Raw genomic sequence first — 23,617 nt, forward strand, 5'->3', positions numbered from 1 at the left:
CAGGGAAGAGACCATGAAGACCATCGCAAAGCTGTTCGCGCTCGCCGCGCTCGGCGCCGCCGCATTCGCCGCGCCCGTCCTCGCCCAGGCGCCGCAGAAGGTGCGCATCGCCACCGAAGGCGCCTTCCGTCCGTGGAACTGGACCGAGGCCAACGGCACTCTCGCCGGCTTCGAGATCGACCTCTACAAGGACCTCTGCAAGCGCGCGAACCTCGACTGCTCGATCGAGGCCCAGGCCTTCGACGGCATGATCCCGGCCCTCAATGCCGGCAAGTTCGACGCGATCATGGCCGGCATGTCGGTCACCCCGAAGCGCGAGGAGGCAATCCTCTTCTCGACCCCCTACGGCTCGACCGGCCAGACCTTCGCCGTCATCAAGGGCAGCCCGCTCGCCGACCTGCCGGACACCGGCAAGGTCTTCCATCTGGGCAATGACGAGGCCGGCGCGCTCGCCGAGATCGAGAAGCTGAAGCCCCTGCTCAAGGGCAAGATCATCGGCGTGCAGACCTCGACGATCAACGGCGCCTTCCTCGAGAAGTACTTCAAGGGGCTCGTCGAGATCCGCGAGTACAAGACCACCGAGCAGCACGACCTCGACCTCGCCGCCGGCCGCGTCGACCTGATCATGGCCTCGATGGCCTATCTCTCCACCGTCTCGAAGAAGGCGGGCAACGAGGACATGGTCGTGGTCGGGCCGCGCTTCCAGGGCGGCATCGTGGGCAAGGGCAGCGCCATCGGCCTGCGCAAGAGCGACACCGAGCTGAAGGCCAAGTTCGACAAGGCGATCGCCGAGGCCAATGCCGACGGCACCATCAAGGCGCTGGGCGAGAAGTATTTCGGCTTCGACGTCACGGTGCGCTGAAGCGCCTTATCCTGCGCGATCGTCCGATGCGGCGATCGCGCAGTTCTTTTTGAATGAGCCTCAGCCGTCCTGCCGCCCGGCGATCTCGATGCGCATCGCCGGCTTGGTCGCCTTGAACTCGGCGACGGCTGCGGCCGAAAGATCGGAAATCGAACCCGGCCCGCGCGACATCGCCTGCAGGATGATGCGCCCGAGACGATCGCGCGCTTCCGCTTCAAGCTCCGCATCCGTGCGCGCGTCATAGTCCAGCGCGGCCCAGGCTCTGGCGAGCACGGCTTCTGCGACGAGAAGCTCCTGGGAATTCAGGACACCGGGAAAGCGGAAGTTCTGGGCGGGCATCATCGATTCGAGCATGGCGGCGCAACGGATATGGGGGCGGCGAGGTTCCCCACAAGGCGGGCGGAATTGCGGCCATGCCCTGAACACCCGCCGCAAGAACGGCATCACCCACAAAAACAACGAGCCGTGCATAGGCGAGGATATCGAACCCGGCTTCGGCGCTGCTGCGGGCCGTGGCGGTGCGGGCCGGTCGCTAACCGACGCCGCAACACGGAGTAAATAAACAGTAAGTCCAAATTGGACTGATTGTCCAAATTTGACTTGACCCCTCGACCGCCCGGCCTCACAGATCAGGCAAACGCGCTGCCCTACGATAGCGGGGCTCGGTGCGGCATTGCCGGAGGCTCCCGTGAAGTTCGACATTTTCCAGATGGAGCGGAATCAGACGCTCTTCGAGAACGACGTCGAGATCAATCTGACCGAAAGCGGCGTCCATCCCTGGGCGATCGAGGATATTCTGGGCGAACAGGCGGCGCGCGACCTGCTCAAGCAGCCTCTCGGCTATGGCTGGACCGACGGCCGGCCGGACCTGCGCGCCAACATCGCCTCCTGGTATCCGGGCGCCACCGCCGCCAATGTGCTGGTGACCAACGGCTCCTCCGAGGCGACGATGATCGCGTTGATGGCGCTGTTCGAGCCCGGCGACGCGCTGGTCTTCGCCCTGCCTAACTTCATGCAGATCGACGGCCTCGGCCGCGCGCTCGGCTTCGACATTCGCCGGCTCGAACTCTCCGGCGACAGCGACTGGCAGATCGACGCAGAGCAGCTCGCCGCGGTCGCGGCCGGCGCCAAGGCCATCGCCGTGACCAACCCGGCCAACCCGACCGGCAGCGTGCTTTCTGCCGCGAGCCGCGCCGTTCTCATCGAGGCCGCCGAGCGTAACGACGCCTGGCTCATCGTCGACGAGATCTACCGCGGCGGCGAGATCGACGGCGCGGAGACGCAGACGCTCTGGGGCAGCTACCCCAAGGTGCTCGTCACCTCGAGCCTGTCGAAATCCTTCGCCTGCCCGGGCCTCCGTCTGGGCTGGATCGTCGCTCCCGCTGAGGTCGTCTCCGCCGCGGCCGAGCGACAGGACTACACCACCATCGGCAGCGGCATCCTCAGCCAGATCCTCGCGGAAGAGGTGATGCGGCCGGAAACGCGCGGCCGCCTGCTCGCGCGCGGTCGCGATTTGCTGCGCAGCAATGCCGATCTCGTTGCGCAATGGATGGCGCAGCATAACGACTGGTCATGGCGGCGTCCTCAGGCCGGCGGCATGGCCTTCCTGCGCTATTCGCTCAACATGTCCTCGGAGGCCTTCTCGCAGAAGCTGCGCGAGGAAGAGAGCGTCTTCGTCGTCGCCGGAAGCTGGTTCGGGATCGAGAACCACATCCGCATCGGCATCGGCGTGCCGACCGAGGTGCTGCGGGACGGGTTGGCGCGGATGGATCGCTTTCTGGCGCGTCACAAGGGCTGACGAGCCTTTCCGCCTCGCCATCATGCTCGGGCTTGACCCGAGCATCTCCTGCCGAAGAAGGCTCCCGTGCCTCACTGTCCAGAGATTCTCGGGTCAAGCCCGAGAATGACGGCCGGAACGAGTCTTCAGCGCCCGATCCCCTCCAGCACCACCCGCGTGATCGCGATGTCCTGAACTGCAACACCCGTTAGGTCGGCGATGGTGATATCGCTGTCCGAACGCCGGGCTGGAACATCACCGGCCAGCACGGCCCCCAACTCAACGCAATCGCCCGCATCGATCAGCCCGACGGCCGCGGCGACAGCGAACTCGCCATGGTCGAGGCTCTGCTCCAGCGAATCCGCGATCCGGGTATCGGCAAGCGCGACAAGCGCTGAGTCTAGCTCCTGCTTGCCCGGCGCATCGGCCCCGAGCGCGGTGATATGCATGCCCGGCCTGATCCAGTCGTCGCGGATGATCGGCGCAGCAGCCGGCGTTACCGTGATCAGCGCATCCGACTGCGCGCAGAGCGCTTCCAGCTCCGCCGCCGTCTCGACGACGATCCCCTCCCCGTCAAGATCGCGCCGCAACGCCTCCAGCTTTTCAGGCGAGCGCCCCCACACCGCAAAGCGCGGCTCGCGCTCCCGCAGCAGATGCGCAGCAGCGCGGATCTGGAAACGCGCCTGCGTGCCCGCGCCCACGATCCCGATCCGGCGCGCATCGGCCCGCATCCCCGCCCGCGTCGCGATGGCCCCGGCCAGCGCCGTCCTGAGATCGGTCAGCCAGCCCTCGTCCCGCAGGATGGCGACGACAGCGCCGGTCTCGGCCGAGAGCGCGATCATCATCCCGCTCGTCGTCGGCAGCCCCTTGGCCGGGTTGTCGTAGAACCCCGTCGCGATCTTCACGACGAAGATGGAATCGCCGGCGATATGGCCAAACTTGATATGGCAATCGCCATGATGCGCGGGGAAGCCGAGATAACCGACCGGCGGCATCTGCACCTGGCCGGCAGCAGCCGCCTTGAACCCCTCCTCCAGCGCGATGAAGGCCCGGTCGAGATCGACGGCGGCCTCGATCTCAGCGCGCGACAGGTCAAGCATCCGGGGCCTCGTTGGCCTGGTTGAGGTAGTTGTAGACGGTTGCGCGGGCGAGCCCGAGGATGCGCGAGATATAGGCGGCCGCATTGCGCCCACCGAAGGCGCCGTTGGCGGCGAGATCCGCCACCAGTTCGCGCTTCTCGGCCCGGCTAAGGCTGGTCACGGCAAGGCCACGGCTTTGCGTCCATTGCTGCACGAACTCGTTAATCCGCTCGTGCCAATCTTCCTTGAACAGCGCCTGCGGCTTCTCCACGCCGGCCGGTACAGTCGCCAGTGCGGACAGCGTCTGCATCAGCGCGTGGAACTGCGAGACATCGACATTGATGCAGAGCACGCCAATCGCTTTGGTTCCGGCCGAAAGCACGATGCTGATCGACTTCAGCCGCCGCCCGTCCCAGTTCACCTTCTCGTAGGGGCCGATGATCGTTTCGTCGGGATCGAAGCCGATCTCGTCGAGCAGGGACGGCTCGCCCAGCACGCGCTGCGAGAAATTCCCGGCGATATGCACGACGCTCTGCGACGCCAGGTCGTGCAGCACGACTTCGGCATGCGGCCGGAACAGCAGCGCCACCGCATCGCAGACCGGCAGATAGGGTGCGAGTTCCGGCGTCATGCGCGCGGCGTCAGCGCGGCTGCGACTTGAGATAGTCGCTCAGTCGCTCCAGCCCGGCGGAGAGGTGGTCCCCCGGCGCGCCGATGCCGATGCGGATATAGCCGTCCATCCCGTAGACATCGCCCGGCAGCAGCATGATGCCGCGCTCCTCGCGCAAGCGATGCACCAACTCGGTCGAGTTCATCGAGTGGCTGTATTTGATGAAGGCCATGCCGCCGGCCTTGGGCGGCACGAAGGAGAAGAACTCGTCATTCGCCTTCACCCAGTTCGAGAGCAACGCGAGATTCTCCCGCAGGATGGTCTTGCTTCGCTGCAGAATCTCGGCGCGCTTCGCCGGCTGGATGACGATGCGGGCGATATGCTCGCTCAGCGCGCTCGTCGTGATCGAGGTGTAGTCCTTGTTCTGCCAGGCCGTGTAGATGTCCTTGGCCGGCCCGACCAGCCAGCCGATGCGCAGGCCCGGCAGCGCCATCGCCTTGGAGAGCCCGCTGGTGATGATCGCCTTGTCGTAGAGATCGGCGAAGCTGGGCGGCTCGTCGGTTTCGAGCTCGGCGCCCTTGTAGACCTCGTCGGCATGGAGGTAGCAGCCCTGCGCCCGGGCAATCTCGACAAGCGCGTCCATCGTCTCGCGCGAAAGCAGGCTGCCGGTCGGGTTGTTCGGGTTGCAGATCGTCATCAACTTGGTGCGCGGCGTGATCGCCTGGCGGACCTCGTCGAGATCGGGCGTCCAGCCCAGCTCCTCGCGCAGCTTCACTTCCTTGACCGTGGCGCCGATCGCCCGCGCCCAGCCCCAGATCTGCAGGTAGTTCGGCACGAAGACGACGATCTCGTCGCCCGGCTCGATCAGCGACATCACCATCAGGAAATTGGCTTCAGCCGAGCCGTTGGTGACGATCACCTCGTCCGCGGTCCGGTTGCGGTAGAGCTTGGCGATGTCCTCGCGCAGTTCGACCGCGCCATTGGTCCAGCCATAGCCGAGCTCGACCTCCATCAGTTTGGCGCGCTGCTCGGCGCTCAGCAATTCGTTCAGCGAGTAGGGATGGACGCCGCTATCGGATAGATTGAACTCGACAGTGTTCTCGTAGAGCGACTGGATACGCTCCAGGCTGAATTCTTCGATCTTCATGCTGCCCATCCCGCAACGGCCGATCGGCCGCATCTCCCGCAAGTATGATGGGCATCATTTGGACGTCAAGGTCGATTTTGGAATTTACAGTCCAAATCGTGATTGCTATCCCTTGGCGACCACGTCGCAGCCGCTCCCGGAGAGCCCATCATGTCCGACCAGAAACCCGGTGCCAACAAGATGTGGGGCGGCCGCTTTACCATGGCTCCGGCCGATGTGATGCGCCGGATCAATCCCTCGATCGGCTTCGACTACCGGCTTTACCGGCAGGATATCGCGGCGTCCAAGACCCATGCCGCGATGCTGGCCCGCCAGGGCATCATCGCGAGCGCGGACAACGAGCGCATCCAGGCCGGGCTCGACCAGATCAGCGGCGAGATCGACCGCGGCGAACTCCAGTTCAGCATCGATCTCGAGGACATCCACATGAATGTGGAAGCGCGCCTCAAGGAGATCATCGGCGAGCCGGCCGGGCGGCTGCACACCGCCCGCAGCCGCAACGACCAGGCCGTCACCGATGTCCGCCTCTGGATGCGCGACGCCATCGACGGGCTCGACAGCGTCATCCAGGATTTGCAGCGCGCGCTGATCGAGCGTGCCAGCGAGCATGCCGGGACGATCATGCCCGGCTTCACCCATATGCAGGTCGCGCAGCCCGTGACCTTCGGCCACCACCTGATGGCCTATGTCGAGATGTTCGGGCGCGACCGCGAGCGCCTCGCCGGCGCACGCCAGCGCACCAATATCTCGCCGCTCGGCGCCGCCGCGCTCGCCGGCACCGCCTTCCCGATCGACCGAGAGTTCACGGCTGCCGAACTCGGCTTCGCTCGGCCGACCGAGAACTCGATGGATTCGGTCGGCTCGCGCGATCATATCTGCGAGCTTCTGTTCTGCTGCTCGATGCTCGCCGTGCATCTCTCCCGTATCAACGAGGAGATCACGCTCTGGTGCAGCGACGGCTTCCGCTTCATCGCGCTGTCGGACGCCTTCACGACGGGATCCTCGATCATGCCGCAGAAACGCAACCCTGACGCCGCCGAGCTGGTGCGGGGCAAGACCGGCCGCGTCGTCGGCTCGCTCACCGCCCTGCTGATGACGGTCAAGGGCCTGCCGATGACCTTCATGAAGGACATGCAGGAGGACAAGGAGCCGATGTTCGACGCGCTCGAAACCGTCGAGCTCTGCGTCGCCGCCACCACCGGCATGGTCCTTGACCTCACGGTGCGCCCTGAGAACATGCGCGCCTTCCTCGACCGTGGCTTCCCGACCGCGACCGACCTTGCCGACTGGCTGGTGCGCGAAGCCGGGATCCCCTTCCGCGACGCCCATCACATCACCGCCCGCGTCGTCGCTTTGGCCGAGGCCAAGGGCTGCACCTTGCAGGCGCTCGACCTCGACGCCATGCACTCGGTCGATCCCCGCATCAGCGCCGCGGTCTTCGAGGTGCTGGCGCCAGAGCATTCCGTCCGCAGCCGCCGCAGCTATGGCGGCACCGCCCCCGACACGGTGCGCGAGGCGATCGAGCGGGCGAAAGGGCGTTGGTTATCCAGCAAGCCGATCCAGGCTTAGTTGTCATTCCGCGGCTTCGCGCAGCGAAGAACCCGGAATCCACGACTGGGTGAGCGGCCAGCAACCGAACACAGGATGTCTCACTCGGTCGTGGGTTCCGGGTTCGCGCCTTCGGCGCGCCCCGGAATGACAATCGCCCTCGCCCCACGCATCCCGGCAGCCGCCGTCACGCAAACTTTGCGGGATCAAACCGGCTGCCTTTCTGGCTATGGATGACGGCGCCGGTCGATTCGACCGGGCCTGAAGAAATGAGCGCGGAGCCCGAGTAGCTCTGCGGCGGGGAGGCGAGATGGAACACGTCTGGTTGCGTGGGGTGGCCGAGCAGTTCGGCATTGTTGGTGGGCTTCGGCAGCTCGGCGGCGAATACGACCTCAACTTCCGCGGCCGGACCAGCGAAGGCGACGTCATCGTCAAGGCGATGCGCCCGCGGGGCGAGCCCGCCCTCGTCGAGCAGCAATGCGCTGCGATCAGCCACGCGCTCGCAGCCGATCCGGCGCTGCCATTGCCACGCCTTATCCCCGCCGAGGGCAAGCGCTTCTGGCAGAACGTCGCCGACGCCCAGGGCCAGCAACGCATGGTCTGGGTTCAGCGCGCCTTCCAGGGCATCCCAATGGGTGAAGCCGGGCCGCAGCCGCCCGCCGTCCTCGCCGAGCTCGGCGCGCTGACCGCGCGCCTCGACCTCGCGCTCCGCGATTTCAAGGTCACGGCCGCGCCGGATGCCGCGAAATGGGATCTGACCGAGGCCGGCTGGATCAAGCCGCACCTCGAGGTGCTGGAAGGTTCGCGCCGCGCACTCGTGGCCGGGATCGTCGGAGCCTTCGAGGCGCTGAAGCCCGCGCTTGACGCGCTGCCGCGGCAGACCATCCACAACGACCTCAACGACTTCAACATCCTCGTCGAGCCGCGCCTCGGTGAGCCTGCCCTGATCAGCGGCCTGATCGATTTCGGCGACATGACCAATGGTCCACGGGTCTGCGAGATCGCCATCGCCGCCGCCTATGCCATTCTCGACCACGAGACTCCCGAAGCGGCGCTCGCGGCCTTCGTCGCCGGCTATCATGGCGTCTCGCCCTTGAGCGCCGAGGAGATCGGCCTGATCTGGCCGCTCGTCCGCATGCGGCTCGCGGTCAGTGTCGTGAACTCGACCATCGAGGCCAAGGGCCGCCCGAACGACCCCTATGTCACGATCTCGCAAGCCCCCGCCTGGCGCCTGCTGGAGAACCCCGCCATCGACGGCGAATTGATGGGCGCGCGCCTGCGCAATGCCTGCGGCCTGCCCGTCACCGACGCCGCCGGTCGCATTGCGAGCTGGATCGCCGGACAGCGCGGCAGCTTCGCGCCCGTGCTTGGCCGCCCGCTCGACGGTCTCCCGGTCGGCTCGCTCGGCGTCGCCGAGGCGACGATCCCGCAGAACCCGTTCGAACTGCGTGCCGACGAGGCCCGCAATCTCGGCACCGGGCTCGGTATCACATCCGAGTGGTGGCTCGGCCAGTACGGTGAGCCGCGGCTGGTCTATACCGACAAGGCCTTCCGCAAGGGCCGCTGGCTGGCCTCGAACCGCCGCACCATCCACATGGCGATCGATGTGTTCGGCCCGGCAGGCGAGTCGGTTCGTGCGCCCCTCGCCGGCAAGGTCGCGCTGGCGGAGAACCGCAACGGCCATCTCGATTATGGCGGCGTCGTCATCCTCGAGCATCGCACGCCCGCAGGCGACGTCTTCCACACGCTCTACGGCCACCTCGCCGCCGATGGCGCGGCCAAGTTGAAGCAAGGCCAGGAGATCGCCGCCGGCGAGGCTTTCGCCAGGCTGGGCCCGGCCGAAGAGAATGGCGGCTGGGAGCCGCATCTGCATTTCCAGCTGGCGCTGACGCTGGACGGCATGGGACATGATTGGCCGGGCGTCGCCGATCCCGACGACTGGGCGCTCTGGCAGGCGATCTGCCCGAACCCCGCCGCCCTGCTCAACCTGCCCGACGAGGTCGTCGCCTATCAGGCGATCGACGAGGCCGCGCTGCTGGCCGAGCGCAAGGCTCGCTTCGGCGCCAATCTCAAGCTCAGCTACAAGAAGCCGGTCACCTTCCTGCGCGGCTGGCGCCATCATCTCTTCGACGCGATGGGCCGGCCCTATCTCGACGCCTATAACAACGTGCCCCATGTCGGCCACGCCCATCCGCGCATCCGCAAGGTAGCGATGGACCAGCTCGCGCGGATGAACTCCAATACGCGCTATCTGCACCCAGCGCCGATGGCGCTGGCCGAGCGCCTCACCGCCAAGCTCCCCCAGGAGCTGGAGGTCTGTTTCTTCGTCAATTCCGGCTCGGAAGCGAACGAACTGGCGCTGCGCCTCGCGCGGGCCGCCAGCGGCGGTTACGACATCGTCACGCCCGATCACGGCTATCACGGCAACACCACCGGCGCGATCGACATCTCCGCCTACAAGTTCAACAAGCCGAACATGGGCGGCCGCAAGCCCTGGGTGCAACTCATCGACGTCGCCGACGATTATCGCGGCCGCTACCGCCGTGACGATGCCGACCGGGCGCTGCATTACGCTGAGCAGGTCGACGGCGCGCTGACGGCCATCGCGGAGCGCGGCGGCAAGGTCGCCGGCTTCATCGCCGAGACCTTCCCGAGCGTCGGCGGCCAGATCATCCCGCCGCCCGGCTATCTCGCCGCGGTCTATGAGCGCATCCGCACCGCAGGCGGCATCTGCATCGCCGACGAAGTCCAGACCGGGCTCGGCCGCCTCGGCGACTATTATTTCGGCTTCGAGCAGCAGGCCGTGCGGCCGGATATCGTCGTGCTCGGCAAGCCGCTCGGCAACGGCCACCCGATCGGCGCGGTCATCACCACCCGCGCCATCGCCGAGCGCTTCGCGGAAGGACCGGAGTATTTCTCGACCTTCGGCGGCTCGAACCTCTCCTGCCGCATCGCCTCCGAAGTGCTCGACATCGTCGAGGAGGAAGGGCTCTCGGCCAATGCCAAGGCGATGGGCGACAAGCTGCTCGCAGGCATGCGCGCGCTGATGGCGGACTATCCCAGCGTCGGCGACGTGCGCGGCATCGGCCTCTTCCTCGGCCTGGAACTGGTCACGGACCGCGAGACGCTGGAGCCCGCGACGGACGCGGCGGCGCATGTCATGAACCGCCTGCGCGACATGCGCATCCTCGTCGGGCGCGAAGGCCCGGCCGACAATATCCTCAAGATTCGCCCGCCGCTGACGGTCGGTGCGGATGATGTCGAGATGATCCTCGACCGGCTGAGGATCTGCCTGCGCGAGGTCGAGGCGGCGCGCTGAGCCGCCTCAGCCGGCCTTCGGCTCCTGCTGCAGCGTGTAGCGGAAGTTGCAGTGGGTCGCGCCGCCCATGATCGTCTGCGTGCGTTTGAGCGTGATGCGCGGGTCGTAGCCCGTGCAGAACACGCCGTCGCGGTTGCAGGAGAGCAGGTGGCCGATCTTGCCGAGCCCCATCTCGCGATAGGTCTCGGCATAGCGGCAGCGATGGACGTTATAGTCGAACTCGGTGTCGGTCGCCTTGACCACCTCGATGACGAGCGCGTCGTCCTGCGTCCAGAGCGCCTGCAATTCCTGGAAGCTGCGCAGGCTGGTGCCGCCCGGCGTCTTATCGGCGAAGGATTGCCCGGCCGCGATCGCCGCCTTGCGGATCGCCTGATCGAGGATCGACTGCGCCATCTCCTCGCCCAGGCGCTCGCGCATCTCCTCATAGATCGGCGCGATGATGCCGGCCTCGATCCGCCTGCGGGCAAGGATGCCGATCTCGCCGTCGAAGACCGGGTTATCGCCTGGCTCGGCCGGTTGCTCCGTCTCGCTCATCGCTTTCCTCCGTCTGTCTGCATGTGGCGGCGCAAGTTTAGAACATGCAGGGCGTCGCGGAAAACCGGTGGTCAGCTTGGCCGAAGCACGCGGCGCGGTGGCGACGGCAGGAATTCGAGCTTCTCCTCGATCACGGTGCCGTTGTCGGAGACGATCGCGAACCAGCGCCGATTGCCGCAATGTACCGAGAGCCGCCAGCGGCCCTGATCCTCGCCTTCGCCGCGTTCGACGCGGCTGGTCACGAGGCCGCGGCGCTGCATCCCCAGCCATTCCGCCGACGACCAGCCGAAGCGGGCCGCGACACGCTCCGCATCCAGCACGAAGGCTCCGCTTGCATCGCGGAGGATCGGAGCCCCGGCCGGCTCAGCGCGCTCCTGTTCCATCGCTCACTTCCGGAGAAATGGCCGATGGCGGCGGCATGACCCGCAGCGTTTCAGCCAGACACAGGAAGAGATGATAGAGGACGCGGGACGGCAGCGATACCGGCAGGGGCTGCCCGGCACGATCGAGCTGGTTGTGCCAGAGCCCCGTCCGCGCATCGACGAAGTGGCGGAACATCAGGTCGAGGTGCTGCGGCAGCAGCGTGCCGGCATCTTCATCCCCGGCGAATTCGAAACGCGCGCCGAGCGCCTTGATGAACTCGGTCTGCGGCCAGAGCAGCTTCGTCGAGGCCACGACAGCGCCCTCGGGGTCAACGCCATCGAGCACCAGCGCCGGGAGCCCCCGCGCGCGGTCGAGCCCGTGCACGAGTCCGAAGCTGTAAAGCCCGTCGGCAAGCGAACGCGCCTTGTCCCAGCCGGTCAGGCGGTGATGGTGATGCAGCAGCCAGACCCATTCGAACTGATGCCCGGGCTCGCGCAACCGGCCCGCATCGCCGGCCACGGGCTGCCAGTCCGGCGTGAAGAACTCGCCGAGCGTGCCCCTGGCGTCGATGAAGTGTTCCGCCGCCAGCCGGACGATGCGGTCGGCGGCATCGATCCAGCGCTGGTCGCCGGTCGCTTCCGCAAGCGCATGGAAGGCTTCGAGCAGATGCATATGCGGGTTCTGGCGGCGCGGCAGCGTGCCAAGATCGTCCTCGGCATAGCCGCCAAGCGGAGCAGAAAGCTCCGTCTCGATGAGATCCATCGTCGCCCCGGCAAGGCGAATGGCAGCTGTGTCGCCGGTCGTGCGGTGATAATGCGCGCAGCCGAACAGCACGAAGGCGAGATCGTAGAGATCGCGACGCGGCACGCTTGCCGCTCCGCTGGGCAGGAAGCGCTTCGGCACATAGCCGTTGGCTTCCTGCGCCTTCAGCAGCAGCGAGAAGCCGTACTGCGCCGCCTCCAGCGCCGCCTGGCTTCCGCTTAGTCGGGCGGCGTGGCTAAAGGTATAGGTCAGGCGCGCCGTCGTCAGCGCGCTGCGATCGGGCGCGGTGACCTGCCGACCATCCGGCGTGAACTCTTCGACGAAGCCGCCCACCTTGCGGTCGACCGCGCGCTCGATCCAGGCCGGGATCAGCGTTCCATGGGTCCAGCGCTGCAGGCCGGCAGGCGACAGGTCGAGCATGGGCCGGCTCAATGCGCCTGCGTCTGCGCGTGCAGGATCTGGCCGAGGAACTGGCGGGTACGCTCGTTCTGCGGCGAGGAGAAGAACTGATCGGGCGGCGCGACCTCGACGATCTCGCCGGCATCCATGAAGATCACCCGGTCGGCGACCTTGCGGGCGAAACCCATCTCATGGGTGACGCAGAGCATGGTCATGCCGCTCTCGGCGAGCTCGACCATGACGTCGAGCACTTCGCTGACCATCTCAGGGTCGAGCGCCGAGGTCGGCTCGTCGAACAGCATGATCTTGGGGTTCATGCAGAGCGAACGGGCGATCGCGACGCGCTGCTGCTGGCCGCCGGAGAGCTGTACCGGATATTTGTTCGCCTGTTCCGGGATATGGACGCGCTCCAGGATCCTGCGGGCATTGGCTTCGGCCTGCGGCCGCGGAATGCCGCGCACCTTCATCGGAGCGAGCGTGCAGTTCTCCAGCGCCGTCAGATGCGGAAACAGGTTGAAGCTCTGGAACACCATGCCGATCTCGCGGCGGATATCCTCGATGCCCTTGAGCCTGGCATCGACGGTCGTGCCGTCGATGACGATCTCGCCCTTCTGGTGCTCCTCGAGCTGGTTGAGACAGCGGATCAGCGTCGACTTGCCCGAGCCCGACGGCCCGCAGATGACGATGCGCTCACCGCGCGACACGGTGAGGTCGATATCGCGCAGGACGTGGAAGTCGCCGTAGAACTTGTCGACCTTGCGCATCTCGATGATCGGGGCGCCGATCTCGGCTGCGGTTGAGGCGATAGCGGCCATCTGGAAAACCGTTCTAGACTGGCTGGTGGAAGAAGAGCCCGGCCTATGACCGGGCGCTTCCGCTGTTACGGGAACCGATGCGATTGCGCTGGCCCGTATGTCATCCTGGATCAAATCCGGGACGAAGTCGTGGTTGAGAAGGCAATCAGAACTTTCCGGATTCGAACACCGGCATCGGCGGCAGCTTGGACAGCGGGATGCCGAACCACTTCTGGTTGATCTTCGAGAGCTCGCCATTGCCCTCGATCTCGGCGATGAACTTGTTGGAGAACTCGGCCAGCGCGGTGTCGGACTTGCGGAAGGCCATGCCGTTGGCCTGTTCCTTCAGCGTGATCTTCGGCTCGATGCCGAGCTGCGGATAGTCCTTGTTGAGCTGGGCGAGGATGGTGTTGCTTGCGCCCATCGCCTGGACCTGGCCGGAAATCAGCGCCTGGAGGGTGGTGGCATCGTCGTCGAAGCGCTTGAGCGGCGTGCCCTGCGGGGCGACGGCGCTGATCGCGATGTCCTGCGTCGAGGCGCGCGCGACGCTGATGGTCACGTTCTTCAGGTCTTCCGGCGTCTTGATGCTGAGGCTCTTGGGAGCCAGCACATAGATCGTCAGCGTGCTGTAGGGGTTGGAGAACAGTACCTGCTTCTGGCGCTCGGGAGTGATGCCGAAAGTCGCGATCAGCAGGTCGACCTTGTTGGTCAGCAGATAGGGGATGCGGTTGGGCCCGGTGACCGGCACGAGTTCGAGCTTGACGCCGAGCGCCTTGGCCATCAGCGCCGCGACATCGGCATCGTAACCGGCCGGCTGCTGGTTCGCGTCGGTGCCGCCGAAGGGCGGGTAGTCGGTCAGCACGCCGACCATCAGCTTGCCGCGCGCCTTGATCTCGTCAGGCGTCGCGGCCTGTGCCGGGGCAACGTTGAATGCAGCGGCAGCGAGGCCGGCGAAGACCAGCGCGCCGAGGCTGCGGCGGCAAATCGATTTAAACAGCGACATGGACGTTCTCCTCTGAGGGGCAGGCTTGGTGTTGCGCAGCCGCACTCAGCGCGCGGCGACGAGGAGCTTATGCTCCATTCTTTTGCTGTAGGCCGAGAGCGGCCGGCAGATGACGTAATAGACCAGCGCGACGAGCGCGAAGATGGTGAAGGGCCGGAAGGTGGCATTATTGATGATCTGCCCCGCGCGTGTCAGCTCGACGAAGCCGATGATCGAGGCAAGCGAGGTGCCCTTGATCAGCTGCACGACGAAGCCGATCGTCGGCGGGATCGCAATACGGATCGCCTGCGGGGCGATGATCAGCGCCATCTTCGGAGCATAGCGCAGGCCAAGCGAGGTCGCAGCCTCCCATTGCCCGCGCGGCACCACCTCGATCGCGCCGCGCCAGATCTCGCCGAGGAAGGCGCTGGCATGGAGCGACAGGCCGAGCGCCGCCGCCGTCCAGGGGTCGACCGACCAGCCGAACAGTCCGGGCACGAAGAAGGCGAGGAAGAGCTGCATCAGCAACGGCGTGCCCTGGAAGAGCTTGATATAGCCGGCCGAGGCGATCCTCAGCCATTTGAACTCGCTGGTCCTGGCGAGGGCGACCAGCGCCCCGCCGATCGCCCCGCCGAGGAAGGCGACGAGCGACAGCAGCAGCGTCCAGCGCACCGCCATGATGATGTAGATGATGTCGGCTGATCCGAGCGTGCGCATCGTCGTCACCTCACCGGGTTGGCTTGCGCAGGAAGGCGCGCTCGATCCCGGCGAACACCGTCCAGAAGAAGACGGACAGGCCGAGATACATGCATGTGACGACGAAATAGACCTCGAAGCTGCGGAAGGTGCGCGACTGGATGTCGCCCGCCACCGCCGTCAGCTCGCTCGCCGCAATCGCCGAGCAGACGCTGGTGTTCAGCATCAGCAGGATGAACTGGCTGGTCAGCGAGGGATAGATCGCCTGGATTGCCGGCTTCAGGATGATGTAGTGGAAGATCTGGAGCGGGCGCATGCCCAGCGACTTGCCCGCCTCGACCTGCCCCTTGTGAATGCTCTCGATACCGGCCCGGATGATCTCGATGCCGTAGGCGCCGACATTGACGACGAGCGCCAGCAGCGCTGCCGCGTTCGAGGACATCTTCAGCCCCATCGAAGGCAGGCCGAAATAGATCACGAAGATCTGGATCAGGAACGGCGTATTGCGGATCAGCTCGATATATTCGTCGATGATCCAGCGCAGCCATTTTGGCCCCGAGGTCTTGCCGAGCGCGCCGGCTACCGAGACGACCATTCCGATCGCCATCGCCAGCGCCGAAAGCACGAGCGAATTGAGGAGCCCGTGCAGCAGCTCCGGCCACGCCGCGAAGACGTCGGCAAAATCGAATTCATAGCTCATGCGAACTGCCCCTGCCGGGCCGCGAAAGCAGAACAGCCTTCATGCGCCTTCCTCATCCAGTCCTCCCGGCCGGCATTGTTCCACCAGCTCGGCCGATGCTGTCGCACCAGCCCTACAATCGCGGAATCAGCAAGCCGCCATCGACGTTGATCACTGTGCCTGTTGCATAGGCGAATTGCCCGCTCGTCAGAGCGGCGACGCAGTCCGCGACATCCTCGCCCTCGCCCCAGCGCCCGGCGGGGATCAGGCCCTCGGCGATGCGGGCATCATATTTGGCGGCGACCTTGGCGGTCATGTCGGAGCGGATCACGCCGGGACGGACCTCGAAAACGGGAATGCCTTCTGGCGCGAGCCTGACCGCCAGCGCTTTCGCCCACATCGAGAGACCGAGCTTGGAGACGCAGTACTGCGCCCGGTCGATCGAGACGAGCTCCGTCGAGGCCGAGGTGATGAAGACGATTGCCGGGCGTTCCGGCCTGTCCGCCAACATCGCCTTGGCGACTTCCTGGCTGAGGAAGGCCGCTCCGCGCAGATTGACGTCCATCACGAGGTCGAAGCTCTCCTCGGTGATCTCCAGCATGTCGCCGCGCACCGGGGCGCCGATGCCGGCATTCGAGACGAAGAGATCGAGCCGGCCGAAAGCCGCCTTCACAGTCGCGACGAGACCCGCATGGCTCGCGACCGCCGCGACGTCGTGCTTGAAGAACCGTGCCTTGGCACCGGCTCCTTCGAAGAGCTTCAACGCCTCGGCCACCGCCTCGTCCTCGGCGATATCGGTGAAGGCGATGTCATGGCCAGCCTTGGCAAGCGCCACGCCGATCGCGCGGCCGATGCCGCGTCTTGCGCCGGTGATCAGGGCGACGGGACGCGTCATCTCACTCTCCGCGGTAGGTTGGCGTGCGCTTCTCTTGGAAGGCGGCGACGCCCTCCTTCACGTCCTCCGTATAGGAGACGAGCGAGCTCGCCAGCGTCTCCAGGATCGCGCCGCCATCTTCGCCCTCTGCCGCGTTGATGAGCTGCTTGACGATGAGGTTCGCGACCGGCCCGCGCTGGCTGATACGCTCGGCCATGGCTTGCGCCGCGGCCAGTGCCCCGCCCTTCTCCACGACCTGATCGACGATGCCGAGCGTCAGCGCCTGTTCGGCGGTGACGATCTCGCCGGTCAGCGCAAGGCGCCGCGCCACCTGCCCGCCGAGCCGCCTCACCAAGCGCTGCGTGCCCGACCAGCCGGGGATCATGCCGAGACCGGTCTCGGGCAGGCCGATCTTGGCCTGGACCTCGCAGATGCGGATATCGGCGGTGACCGCCAGCTCCAGCCCGCCGCCGAGCGCGTGGCCGTTCATTGCGGCGATGACCGGCGGCTTCATCCGCGCAAGCTTGTCGAAGGCGCGGTGGCCGGTGCGCACCCAGCCCTGCCCCATTTCCAGCGGCGAAAGGCCGCCCCAGGCGACAATGTCGCCGCCGGCGCAGAAGGCCTTGCCCTCGGCGGTCAGGATGACGGCGCGCACCGAACGATCGGTGTCGATAGCGTCAGCGAAGCGACCGAGCAGGCCCACCATGACGTCGTCGAGCGCATTGAGCTTTTCCGGCCGGGCGAGCGTGATCGTCGCGATACCCGCGGCGATGTCGAGGCGAACGGGATCGCTCATGCTGCCCTCTTGGGAACGTTGAGGCCGATCAGCGCCTCGTCGAACAGAGCGGCGTCCATCAGCTTCGGCGGATTGGGGACGAGGAGCGGGAATTCACTCCGGCTGAGGATGTCGCGCTCCAGATCCACGCCGGGCGCGATCTCGGTGACGACGATGCCTTCGGGCGTCAGCTTCATCACGCAGCGCTCGGTGATGTAGGTCACGTCCTGCCCTTGTGCGACGGCGCGCGGGCCGGAGAAGGAGATGTGTTCGACCGCCTCGACCAGCTTCTTCACCTTGCCCTCCTTCTCGATGACAAGCTTGCCCTCAGTGATGGCGAGCTTGGCCGCAGCGCTGAAATAGCCGGAGAAGACGATGCGCTTGGCGCGCGCGGTGATGTCGATGAATCCACCGGCGCCGGCCGTGACATGCGGCCTGACGCCGAGCTTGGAGACGTTGACGCAGCCCTGCCGGTCTATCTGCAGGAAGGAGAGCAGCGACATGTCGAAGCCCGCACCCTGAAAGTAAGTGAACTGGTAGGGCGAAGGCACGATCGCCTCGGCATTGGAGGCGCAGCCGAACTGGAATTCGAGCAGCGGCACGCCGCCGACGGCGCCCTGCTCGATCACCCAGGTCACGGCGCCGTGCTGGCCTTCCTCGATCAGGATACGCGGGACATTGGCGGAGATGCCGAAACCGATATTGACGGCATCGCCATGGCGCAGCTCCTGCGCCACCCGGCGCGCAATGACCTTGGCGACGTCGAAGGCCGGCGTCTCAAAGCTCGACAGCGGCCGGCGCACCTCGCCGGAAATCGCGGGATCGTAGACCGTCTGTGTCGTCTGCATCTGGTCGGGGGCGACCACGATCGCATCGACGAGGATGCCGGGCACGAAGACCGCTTGCGTGTTCAAGCTGCCGGCCTCGACCACGCGCTTCACCTGCGCGATGACGACGCCGCCATTGTTGCGCACCGCCAGCGCCTGGTCGAGCGGGCCGAGCAGGCCGCCCTCATGCTCGTAGGAGAGGTTGCCGCGCTCGTCGGCCGTGGTGGCGCGGATGATCGCGACCTTCGGCACGATGCTGCGGAAATAGAGCCAGTCCTCACCGTCGAACTCCACGCGGGAAACGATCGGCTCGGCGGCGGCGCGTGCGTTCATCGCGCAGCCCTGATGCTTGGGATCGACGAAGGTGTCCATGCCGATCTTGGTCAGCACGCCCGGCCGCTTGGCGGCGGCTTCGCGATGCATGTCGAACAGGATGCCGCTCGGAATGTTGTAGGCCGGGATCTCGTCGCCTGTGACCATCTTCCAGATCGCGGGCGGCTCGGCCGAGGAGGGGCCGGATGGGTAGGAGCCGCCCATGATCCGCGCCAGCAGACCGGGCTTGGCGAGATGGTCGATGCCCTTGACGCCCCACATGTCGCCGGCCGCGATAGGATGCAAAGTCGTCAGGTTGCGCGGATGGCCGGAGGCATCGAAGCGCCGGCCGATCGCCGCCAGCACGGCATCGGGACATCCGAGGCCGGAGGAGGAGGAAACCGTGACGATGGCCTCGTCCGGGATCAGGGCGGCGGCTTCGTCGGCAGAGAGGATGCGGGGAAAGGCCATGATTTTGTCTCTTGGGAGGTTTCAGCCGGCGGCGGCGAGTGCGCGCTGATAGGCGCCGCAGGATTCGCGGATGACGAGATGGGCGGGGCCGATGAAGCTCTCAGGCTCTGCGGCGGGATCGGCAATCTGCTTCAGCAGCAGCGCGGCGGCGCGCTCGCCCAAGCCAACAGGATCGACCGCGACGGTGGTCAGCGCGGGCGAGACATGGCGCGCCTCGCTGGTGTCGTCGAAGCCGACGATGGCGATGTCGCGCCCGACGACGAGGCCGTGCCGCGCGGCGGCGAGCATCGCACCGATGGCGGTGACGTCGTTGTAGCAGACGACGGCGGTTGGCCGGTCGGCGAGCGAGAGCACGGCGCTCATTGCGCCGAAGCCGCCGTCGCGCGTCGGCATGCTCTCGAGATTGAGCGCCGGGTCGACATTGCGGCCGGCTGCTTCCATCGCCGAGAGAAAGCCGCCATGGCGCTCCTGCCGGACGACCATGGAATGCATGCCGCCGAGAAAAGCGATGCGCTCATGGCCGAGATTGATGAGATGGCGGGTGACGCGGCTGGCGCCGACGAGGTTCTCGGGTACCACGACGCTGGTGTCGGCACCGGGCAGGCGGCGGATCGCCACGAGCAGGGCGGTGCCGGCTGCCTTGGCCCAGTCGAGGTGCTCCGGTCGCGTATCCAGCGCCGGGCAGAGAATGATGCCGCCGGCGCCGTGCTCGCGCATCATCCGCATCACTTGGTCCTGCCGCACCACGCTCTCGGCGGTGTTGGCCATGAAGGCGACATAGCCGGCCATCTGCAGCACCTTCTCCACACCGATGGCGAACTCGGCGAAGAACGGGTTGGAGAGGTCGTTGAGGACGAGGCCGACGATGCGGGACTGCGCGTTGCGCAGATTGGCGGCGCCGCGATTATAGACATAGCCGAGCCGGTCCATGGTCTGCAGGACGTGTTGGCGGGTCTCGGGCTTCACTGCGCCGCGGCCCGTGAGGACGAGCGAGACCGTCGATTTCGAAACGCCGGCGGCGTCCGCGATCTCGATGATCGTCACCTTTCCCTTGCTGCCTTGCGGTTGCGGCATCGTTTCATCCCTGATGCGCGTGGCGCTATTCTTTTCTTGGAACGTTCCATTATCAGCGAATGGATCGGTGCGCAATATCCCTCTTTCAAAGCTTTTTATGCGCCTGTATAAAGCTGGAAACGCGTTCCTTTATTGGAACGTTCCAATAAATCACCGGAGGAAGCGATGGTCGAGATCAGCCTGCCCCGCATGGATGGCAGCAGCGAGCGCTACAGGCTGGCGCCGCCTTCGCCTTTCCCGCAGACGGCTAGGGCCAATGGCGTCCGCACCGTCTATGCAGCCGCCCATGTCGTCGCGGACCCGCAGAAGCTTATCGAGCCTTGGCGCGAGCCCGCCATTGACTGGGACGCGACGCTGGCCTTCCGCCATCACCTCTGGGGGCTCGGCTTCAAGATCGCCGAAGCGATGGACACCTCCCAGCGCGGCATGGGGCTGGACTGGCCCAACGCCGCCGAGCTGATCACCCGCGTCCTGGCCGAGGCCAAGACGACACCGGGCGCCGATCTCGCCTGCGGCGCCGGAACCGACCAGCTCGATCCCAATGCCGCCCGCAGCCTGGATGACGTGATCCGCGCCTATGAGGAGCAGATCGGCCATGTCGAGGAGCATGGCGGCAAGATCATCCTGATGGCGAGCCGCGCGCTTTGCCGCGTTGCGAAGGGGCCGGAGGATTATCTCGCCGTCTATGGCCGCCTGATCCGCCAGTGCCGGGGCAAGGTGATCCTGCACTGGCTCGGCGAGATGTTCGACCCTGCACTCGCCGGCTATTGGGGCAACCGCGAATTCAGGCCGGCCATGGAGACCGTGCTCACCCTGATCCGCGAGCATGCCGACAAGATCGACGGCATCAAGATCTCGCTGCTCGACGCGGGCAAGGAGATCACCATGCGCCGCCGTCTGCCGGCGGGCATCGTCATGTATACCGGCGACGACTTCAACTATGCGGAGCTGATCGGCGGCGACGAGCAGGGCTTCTCGCACGGGCTGCTCGGCATCTTCGACCCGATCGCTCCGGCGGCGGCGGCCGCCTTCGCCAAGCTGGAGGCAGGCGACCGCGCCGGCTTCCACGCCATCCTCGACCCGACCGTTGCGCTCTCGCGCCGGCTCTTCGAGGCGCCGACGCAGCATTACAAATGCGGTGTCGTTTTCCTCGCCTGGCTCAATGGCTTCCAGAACCATTTCCGCATGGTCGGCGGCGCCGAATCCGCGCGCGGCATCCTGCACTATGCCGATCTCTTCCGCCTCGCGGATCAGTCCGGGCTCTTCGTCGATCCGGAGCTGGCGGCCCGCCGGATGACGCATCTCTGCGCCCTCAACGGCATCGCCTGAGGAGCAAGCCATGCACGCCCCCCTGCTCGACGCCGAGATCTACGACCAGATCCGCGAGACCGCCCGGCGCTTCGCCGAGGATGTCGTCAAGCCCGCTGCCGGAGATCTCGACCGCGACGAGGCCTTCCCCGCTGACATCTACCGCCGGATGGGCGAGCTCGGCCTGTTCGGCATCACCGTTCCGGAAGAGCATGGCGGCGCCGGCCTCGACACCTTCGCCTATGCGACCGTGATGGAGGAATTGTCGCGCGGCTATTCCTCGGTCGCCGACCAATGCGGCCTCGTAGAGTTGATCGGCACGCTCCTCACGCGCTACGGCACGCCGGAGCAGCTGAAACGCCTGCCGGACATCCTCTCGGCCAAGACCCGCATCGCCTATTGCCTGACCGAGGCGGAGGCAGGCTCCGACCTCTCCAATGTCCGCACCACCGCGCGCGAAACGGCGGATGGCTACGTCATCGACGGCGGCAAGCTCTGGATCCACAATGCCCCGGTCGCCGATCTCGGCTTCGTGCTGGCCTCGACCGATCCGGCCGCCGGCCATCGCGGCATGAGCATCTTCCTGGTCGACCTCAACGCGCCCGGCGTCTCGCGCGGCCCGAAGGAACACAAGATGGGCCAGCGCGCGAGCCAGGTCGGCGCGCTCAATTTCGACGGCGTCACCGTGCCGCGCGAAGCGCTGCTCGGCCCCAAGGGCCGCGGCTTCCACATCATGATGAGCGTGCTGGAGAAAGGCCGCGTCGGCATCGCCTCGCTGGCGGTGGGGATCGCGCAGGCCGGCCTCGAAGCGGCGCTGGCCTATGCTCGCGACCGGCGCCAGTTCGGCAAGCCGATCCTCGACAATCAGGGCCTGCAATGGATGCTGGCCGACATGGCCAAGGACATCGCCGCCGCGCGCACCCTCGTCGAGCGCGCCGCGCTGCTGATCGACCATGCCAAGCCAGCGACATCCGCTTCGTCGATGGCCAAGTGCTTCGCCAGCGACATGGCCGTGGCGCAGACGGCCAATGCCGTGCAGATCTTCGGCGGCTCCGGCTATATCCGCGGCTTCGAGGTCGAGCGGCTCTATCGCGATGCCAAGATCACCCAGATCTACGAAGGCACCAACCAGATCCAGCGCACCATCATCGCACGGGAGCTGATCAAGGGCGCCTGACAGCTCCAAGATCACTCCGGCGCGGTGCCCTGCCCCGTCGCCTCCGGCACAATGCCCTCGACATCGCCTGCCGATCGCGCTGGGCTGCAAGAAAGCGAATCCTGGAGCCTTGGGATTCGCGCCGAATGCGGGAGCGACAGGGATGAAAACGATCAAGGGACCGGCCATCTTCCTCGCCCAGTTCGCAGGGGACGCGGCGCCGTTCAATGATCTTGCCGGCATCGCCCGCTGGGCAGCGGGGCATGGCTACAAAGGTGTCCAGATTCCGAGCTGGGATGCGCGGCTGTTCGATCTCGCACGCGCCGCCGAGAGCAAGGCCTATTGCGACGAGGTGAAGGGCATTCTCGGCGAGGCCGGCATCGAACTCACCGAGCTCTCCACCCACCTTCAGGGCCAGCTCGTCGCGGTCCACCCTGCCTATGATCACGCCTTCGACGGCTTCGCCGCGCCGCAGGTGCGCGGGAAACCGAAGGCGCGCCAGCAATGGGCGACGCAACAATTGCGGCTGGCCGCCAAGGCCTCCCGCAATCTCGGCCTCTCGGCCCATGCGACATTCTCCGGTGCGCTCGCCTGGCCATTCATCTATCCCTGGCCGCAGCGCCCGGCCGGCCTCGTCGAGACCGCTTTCGAGGAGCTGGCCAAGCGCTGGCGCCCGATCCTCGACGCCTTCGACGAAGCCGGTATCGATCTCTGCTACGAGATCCATCCCGGCGAGGATCTGCATGACGGCGTTACCTTTGAAATGTTCCTCGAACGCGTGGGCAATCACCCGCGCTGCAACATCCTCTACGACCCCAGTCATTTCCTGCTGCAGCAGCTCGACTATCTCTCCTTCATCGATATCTATCACCAGCGCATCCGCATGTTTCATGTGAAGGACGCGGAATTCAATCCAAGCGGCCGGCAAGGGGTCTATTCCGGCTTCCAGCCCTGGATCGAGCGTGCCGGGCGGTTCCGCTCCCTCGGCGATGGGCAGGTCGATTTCGGCGCGATCTTCTCGAAGCTGACACAGTACGATTTCGACGGCTGGGCCGTGCTGGAATGGGAGTGCTGCATCAAGGATTCCGAGCAGGGCGCAGCGGAGGGAGCGCCTTTCATCGCCAGCCACCTCATCAACGTTGCCGCGCGGGCCTTCGACGACTTCGCGGCGAGCGGCATCGATCTGGCCACCAACCGTTCGCTGTTGGGACTGGATGGATGACGAGAGCGAGGGCAGGCAACCGAAGGCGGATCAGATCGGAGAGGCGA

The 23,617-nt window shown here is 66.2% G+C and carries 22 protein-coding genes; 7 read left to right on the plus strand and 15 right to left on the minus strand.

The annotated features are described in order from the left end of the window. Positions 1-13: 13 nt before the first annotated feature. A complete protein-coding gene (locus AC1DDA_RS22945) occupies positions 14-862 on the plus strand; it encodes a transporter substrate-binding domain-containing protein (protein WP_476797517.1) in 849 nt (282 codons plus the stop codon). Between the two features lie 60 nt (positions 863-922). Here the strand turns inward: AC1DDA_RS22945 and AC1DDA_RS22950 are convergent, their stop codons facing one another. After that, on the minus strand, positions 923-1,201 hold the full coding sequence (locus AC1DDA_RS22950; protein WP_476797518.1) for a hypothetical protein: 279 nt from the start codon (positions 1,199-1,201) through the stop codon (positions 923-925). A gap of 349 nt (positions 1,202-1,550) precedes the next feature. Between AC1DDA_RS22950 and AC1DDA_RS22955 the strand changes: the two genes are divergently transcribed. Beyond that, on the plus strand, positions 1,551-2,660 hold the full coding sequence (locus AC1DDA_RS22955) for an aminotransferase class I/II-fold pyridoxal phosphate-dependent enzyme (RefSeq protein WP_476797519.1): 1,110 nt from the start codon (positions 1,551-1,553) through the stop codon (positions 2,658-2,660). Positions 2,661-2,785: 125 nt separating this feature from the next. Here AC1DDA_RS22955 and AC1DDA_RS22960 read toward each other — a convergent pair whose 3' ends face one another. Genes AC1DDA_RS22960 through AC1DDA_RS22970 form a run of 3 tightly spaced genes read right to left on the minus strand, consistent with a single transcriptional unit; the run spans position 2,786 to position 5,475 of the window. Further along, on the minus strand, positions 2,786-3,739 hold the full coding sequence (locus AC1DDA_RS22960; RefSeq protein ID WP_476797520.1) for a Rossmann-fold NAD(P)-binding domain-containing protein: 954 nt from the start codon (positions 3,737-3,739) through the stop codon (positions 2,786-2,788). Continuing rightward, on the minus strand, positions 3,732-4,349 hold the full coding sequence (locus AC1DDA_RS22965) for a helix-turn-helix transcriptional regulator (protein WP_476797521.1): 618 nt from the start codon (positions 4,347-4,349) through the stop codon (positions 3,732-3,734). Before AC1DDA_RS22965 ends, AC1DDA_RS22960 begins: the two co-directional genes overlap by 8 nt. Before the next feature lie 10 nt (positions 4,350-4,359). After that, complete coding sequence (locus tag AC1DDA_RS22970) at positions 4,360-5,475, minus strand: aminotransferase class I/II-fold pyridoxal phosphate-dependent enzyme (protein WP_476780416.1); 1,116 nt, start codon at positions 5,473-5,475, stop codon at positions 4,360-4,362. A gap of 150 nt (positions 5,476-5,625) precedes the next feature. On the opposite strand from AC1DDA_RS22970, the gene argH reads away from it, so the two are divergent. Both argH and AC1DDA_RS22980 read left to right on the plus strand, forming a co-directional pair. Further along, complete coding sequence (argH, locus tag AC1DDA_RS22975) at positions 5,626-7,044, plus strand: argininosuccinate lyase (RefSeq protein WP_476797522.1); 1,419 nt, start codon at positions 5,626-5,628, stop codon at positions 7,042-7,044. A 289-nt stretch (positions 7,045-7,333) separates the two neighbouring features. Continuing rightward, positions 7,334-10,342, plus strand: a complete 3,009-nt coding sequence (locus AC1DDA_RS22980) for an aminotransferase class III-fold pyridoxal phosphate-dependent enzyme (RefSeq protein WP_476797523.1) — start codon at positions 7,334-7,336, stop codon at positions 10,340-10,342. A gap of 6 nt (positions 10,343-10,348) precedes the next feature. Here AC1DDA_RS22980 and AC1DDA_RS22985 read toward each other — a convergent pair whose 3' ends face one another. From AC1DDA_RS22985 to AC1DDA_RS23035, 11 genes are all read right to left on the minus strand, one after another. Further along, positions 10,349-10,876 (minus strand): L-2-amino-thiazoline-4-carboxylic acid hydrolase, encoded by a 528-nt coding sequence (locus tag AC1DDA_RS22985; protein ID WP_476797524.1) that lies wholly within the window; start codon positions 10,874-10,876, stop codon positions 10,349-10,351. Positions 10,877-10,947: 71 nt separating this feature from the next. Further along, positions 10,948-11,259 (minus strand): DUF6522 family protein, encoded by a 312-nt coding sequence (locus AC1DDA_RS22990; protein WP_476797525.1) that lies wholly within the window; start codon positions 11,257-11,259, stop codon positions 10,948-10,950. Next, the gene (locus tag AC1DDA_RS22995) at positions 11,240-12,421 is read right to left on the minus strand and encodes an AGE family epimerase/isomerase (protein WP_476797526.1); all 1,182 of its coding nucleotides are present in this window, start codon (positions 12,419-12,421) and stop codon (positions 11,240-11,242) included. Before AC1DDA_RS22995 ends, AC1DDA_RS22990 begins: the two co-directional genes overlap by 20 nt. An 8-nt stretch (positions 12,422-12,429) precedes the next feature. After that, positions 12,430-13,164: an amino acid ABC transporter ATP-binding protein gene (locus tag AC1DDA_RS23000; protein ID WP_441514014.1), complete on the minus strand. Its 735-nt coding sequence runs from the start codon at positions 13,162-13,164 to the stop codon at positions 12,430-12,432. A gap of 196 nt (positions 13,165-13,360) precedes the next feature. Beyond that, positions 13,361-14,197, minus strand: coding sequence for a transporter substrate-binding domain-containing protein (locus tag AC1DDA_RS23005; RefSeq protein WP_476797527.1), 837 nt, complete (start codon positions 14,195-14,197; stop codon positions 13,361-13,363). 45 nt (positions 14,198-14,242) lie between these two features. Continuing rightward, a complete protein-coding gene (locus AC1DDA_RS23010) occupies positions 14,243-14,893 on the minus strand; it encodes an amino acid ABC transporter permease (protein WP_476780409.1) in 651 nt (216 codons plus the stop codon). 10 nt (positions 14,894-14,903) lie between these two features. Then, positions 14,904-15,572: an amino acid ABC transporter permease gene (locus tag AC1DDA_RS23015; protein WP_476780408.1), complete on the minus strand. Its 669-nt coding sequence runs from the start codon at positions 15,570-15,572 to the stop codon at positions 14,904-14,906. Positions 15,573-15,684: 112 nt separating this feature from the next. After that, entirely contained in the window at positions 15,685-16,446 is a 762-nt protein-coding gene (locus AC1DDA_RS23020; protein ID WP_476797528.1) for a 3-ketoacyl-ACP reductase, read from the minus strand. 1 nt (position 16,447) lies between these two features. Continuing rightward, on the minus strand, positions 16,448-17,221 hold the full coding sequence (locus AC1DDA_RS23025) for an enoyl-CoA hydratase/isomerase family protein (protein WP_476780406.1): 774 nt from the start codon (positions 17,219-17,221) through the stop codon (positions 16,448-16,450). Then, on the minus strand, positions 17,218-18,810 hold the full coding sequence (locus AC1DDA_RS23030; RefSeq protein ID WP_476797529.1) for an acyl CoA:acetate/3-ketoacid CoA transferase: 1,593 nt from the start codon (positions 18,808-18,810) through the stop codon (positions 17,218-17,220). The genes AC1DDA_RS23025 and AC1DDA_RS23030 overlap by 4 nt, the downstream gene beginning before the upstream one ends. A 21-nt stretch (positions 18,811-18,831) precedes the next feature. Next, on the minus strand, positions 18,832-19,884 hold the full coding sequence (locus AC1DDA_RS23035; protein WP_476797530.1) for a LacI family DNA-binding transcriptional regulator: 1,053 nt from the start codon (positions 19,882-19,884) through the stop codon (positions 18,832-18,834). Between the two features lie 165 nt (positions 19,885-20,049). On the opposite strand from AC1DDA_RS23035, the gene AC1DDA_RS23040 reads away from it, so the two are divergent. From AC1DDA_RS23040 to AC1DDA_RS23050, 3 genes are all read left to right on the plus strand, one after another. After that, complete coding sequence (locus tag AC1DDA_RS23040; RefSeq protein ID WP_476797531.1) at positions 20,050-21,213, plus strand: dihydrodipicolinate synthase family protein; 1,164 nt, start codon at positions 20,050-20,052, stop codon at positions 21,211-21,213. A gap of 10 nt (positions 21,214-21,223) precedes the next feature. Then, on the plus strand, positions 21,224-22,369 hold the full coding sequence (locus AC1DDA_RS23045) for an acyl-CoA dehydrogenase family protein (protein WP_476797532.1): 1,146 nt from the start codon (positions 21,224-21,226) through the stop codon (positions 22,367-22,369). Between the two features lie 142 nt (positions 22,370-22,511). After that, complete coding sequence (locus AC1DDA_RS23050) at positions 22,512-23,570, plus strand: sugar phosphate isomerase/epimerase family protein (RefSeq protein ID WP_476797533.1); 1,059 nt, start codon at positions 22,512-22,514, stop codon at positions 23,568-23,570. Positions 23,571-23,617: the final 47 nt, after the last annotated feature.

This window comes from Allobosea sp. 10N428 (assembly GCF_056394545.1).

What these genes read in the sequence shown, in the direction of transcription:
- AC1DDA_RS22945 (WP_476797517.1), top strand. Translation starts at nt 14, where the DNA reads ATGAAGACCATCGCAAAGCTGTTCGCGCTCGCCGCGCTCGGCGCCGCC.
- AC1DDA_RS22950 (WP_476797518.1), bottom strand. Translation starts at nt 1,201, where the DNA reads ATGCCCGCCCAGAACTTCCGCTTTCCCGGTGTCCTGAATTCCCAGGAG.
- AC1DDA_RS22960 (WP_476797520.1), bottom strand. Translation starts at nt 3,739, where the DNA reads ATGCTTGACCTGTCGCGCGCTGAGATCGAGGCCGCCGTCGATCTCGAC.
- AC1DDA_RS22965 (WP_476797521.1), bottom strand. Translation starts at nt 4,349, where the DNA reads ATGACGCCGGAACTCGCACCCTATCTGCCGGTCTGCGATGCGGTGGCG.
- AC1DDA_RS22970 (WP_476780416.1), bottom strand. Translation starts at nt 5,475, where the DNA reads ATGAAGATCGAAGAATTCAGCCTGGAGCGTATCCAGTCGCTCTACGAG.
- argH (WP_476797522.1), top strand. Translation starts at nt 5,626, where the DNA reads ATGTCCGACCAGAAACCCGGTGCCAACAAGATGTGGGGCGGCCGCTTT.
- AC1DDA_RS22980 (WP_476797523.1), top strand. Translation starts at nt 7,334, where the DNA reads ATGGAACACGTCTGGTTGCGTGGGGTGGCCGAGCAGTTCGGCATTGTT.
- AC1DDA_RS22985 (WP_476797524.1), bottom strand. Translation starts at nt 10,876, where the DNA reads ATGAGCGAGACGGAGCAACCGGCCGAGCCAGGCGATAACCCGGTCTTC.
- AC1DDA_RS22990 (WP_476797525.1), bottom strand. Translation starts at nt 11,259, where the DNA reads ATGGAACAGGAGCGCGCTGAGCCGGCCGGGGCTCCGATCCTCCGCGAT.
- AC1DDA_RS22995 (WP_476797526.1), bottom strand. Translation starts at nt 12,421, where the DNA reads ATGCTCGACCTGTCGCCTGCCGGCCTGCAGCGCTGGACCCATGGAACG.
- AC1DDA_RS23000 (WP_441514014.1), bottom strand. Translation starts at nt 13,164, where the DNA reads ATGCGCAAGGTCGACAAGTTCTACGGCGACTTCCACGTCCTGCGCGAT.
- AC1DDA_RS23005 (WP_476797527.1), bottom strand. Translation starts at nt 14,197, where the DNA reads ATGTCGCTGTTTAAATCGATTTGCCGCCGCAGCCTCGGCGCGCTGGTC.
- AC1DDA_RS23010 (WP_476780409.1), bottom strand. Translation starts at nt 14,893, where the DNA reads ATGCGCACGCTCGGATCAGCCGACATCATCTACATCATCATGGCGGTG.
- AC1DDA_RS23015 (WP_476780408.1), bottom strand. Translation starts at nt 15,572, where the DNA reads ATGAGCTATGAATTCGATTTTGCCGACGTCTTCGCGGCGTGGCCGGAG.
- AC1DDA_RS23020 (WP_476797528.1), bottom strand. Translation starts at nt 16,446, where the DNA reads ATGACGCGTCCCGTCGCCCTGATCACCGGCGCAAGACGCGGCATCGGC.
- AC1DDA_RS23025 (WP_476780406.1), bottom strand. Translation starts at nt 17,221, where the DNA reads ATGAGCGATCCCGTTCGCCTCGACATCGCCGCGGGTATCGCGACGATC.
- AC1DDA_RS23030 (WP_476797529.1), bottom strand. Translation starts at nt 18,810, where the DNA reads ATGGCCTTTCCCCGCATCCTCTCTGCCGACGAAGCCGCCGCCCTGATC.
- AC1DDA_RS23035 (WP_476797530.1), bottom strand. Translation starts at nt 19,884, where the DNA reads ATGCCGCAACCGCAAGGCAGCAAGGGAAAGGTGACGATCATCGAGATC.
- AC1DDA_RS23040 (WP_476797531.1), top strand. Translation starts at nt 20,050, where the DNA reads ATGGTCGAGATCAGCCTGCCCCGCATGGATGGCAGCAGCGAGCGCTAC.
- AC1DDA_RS23045 (WP_476797532.1), top strand. Translation starts at nt 21,224, where the DNA reads ATGCACGCCCCCCTGCTCGACGCCGAGATCTACGACCAGATCCGCGAG.
- AC1DDA_RS23050 (WP_476797533.1), top strand. Translation starts at nt 22,512, where the DNA reads ATGAAAACGATCAAGGGACCGGCCATCTTCCTCGCCCAGTTCGCAGGG.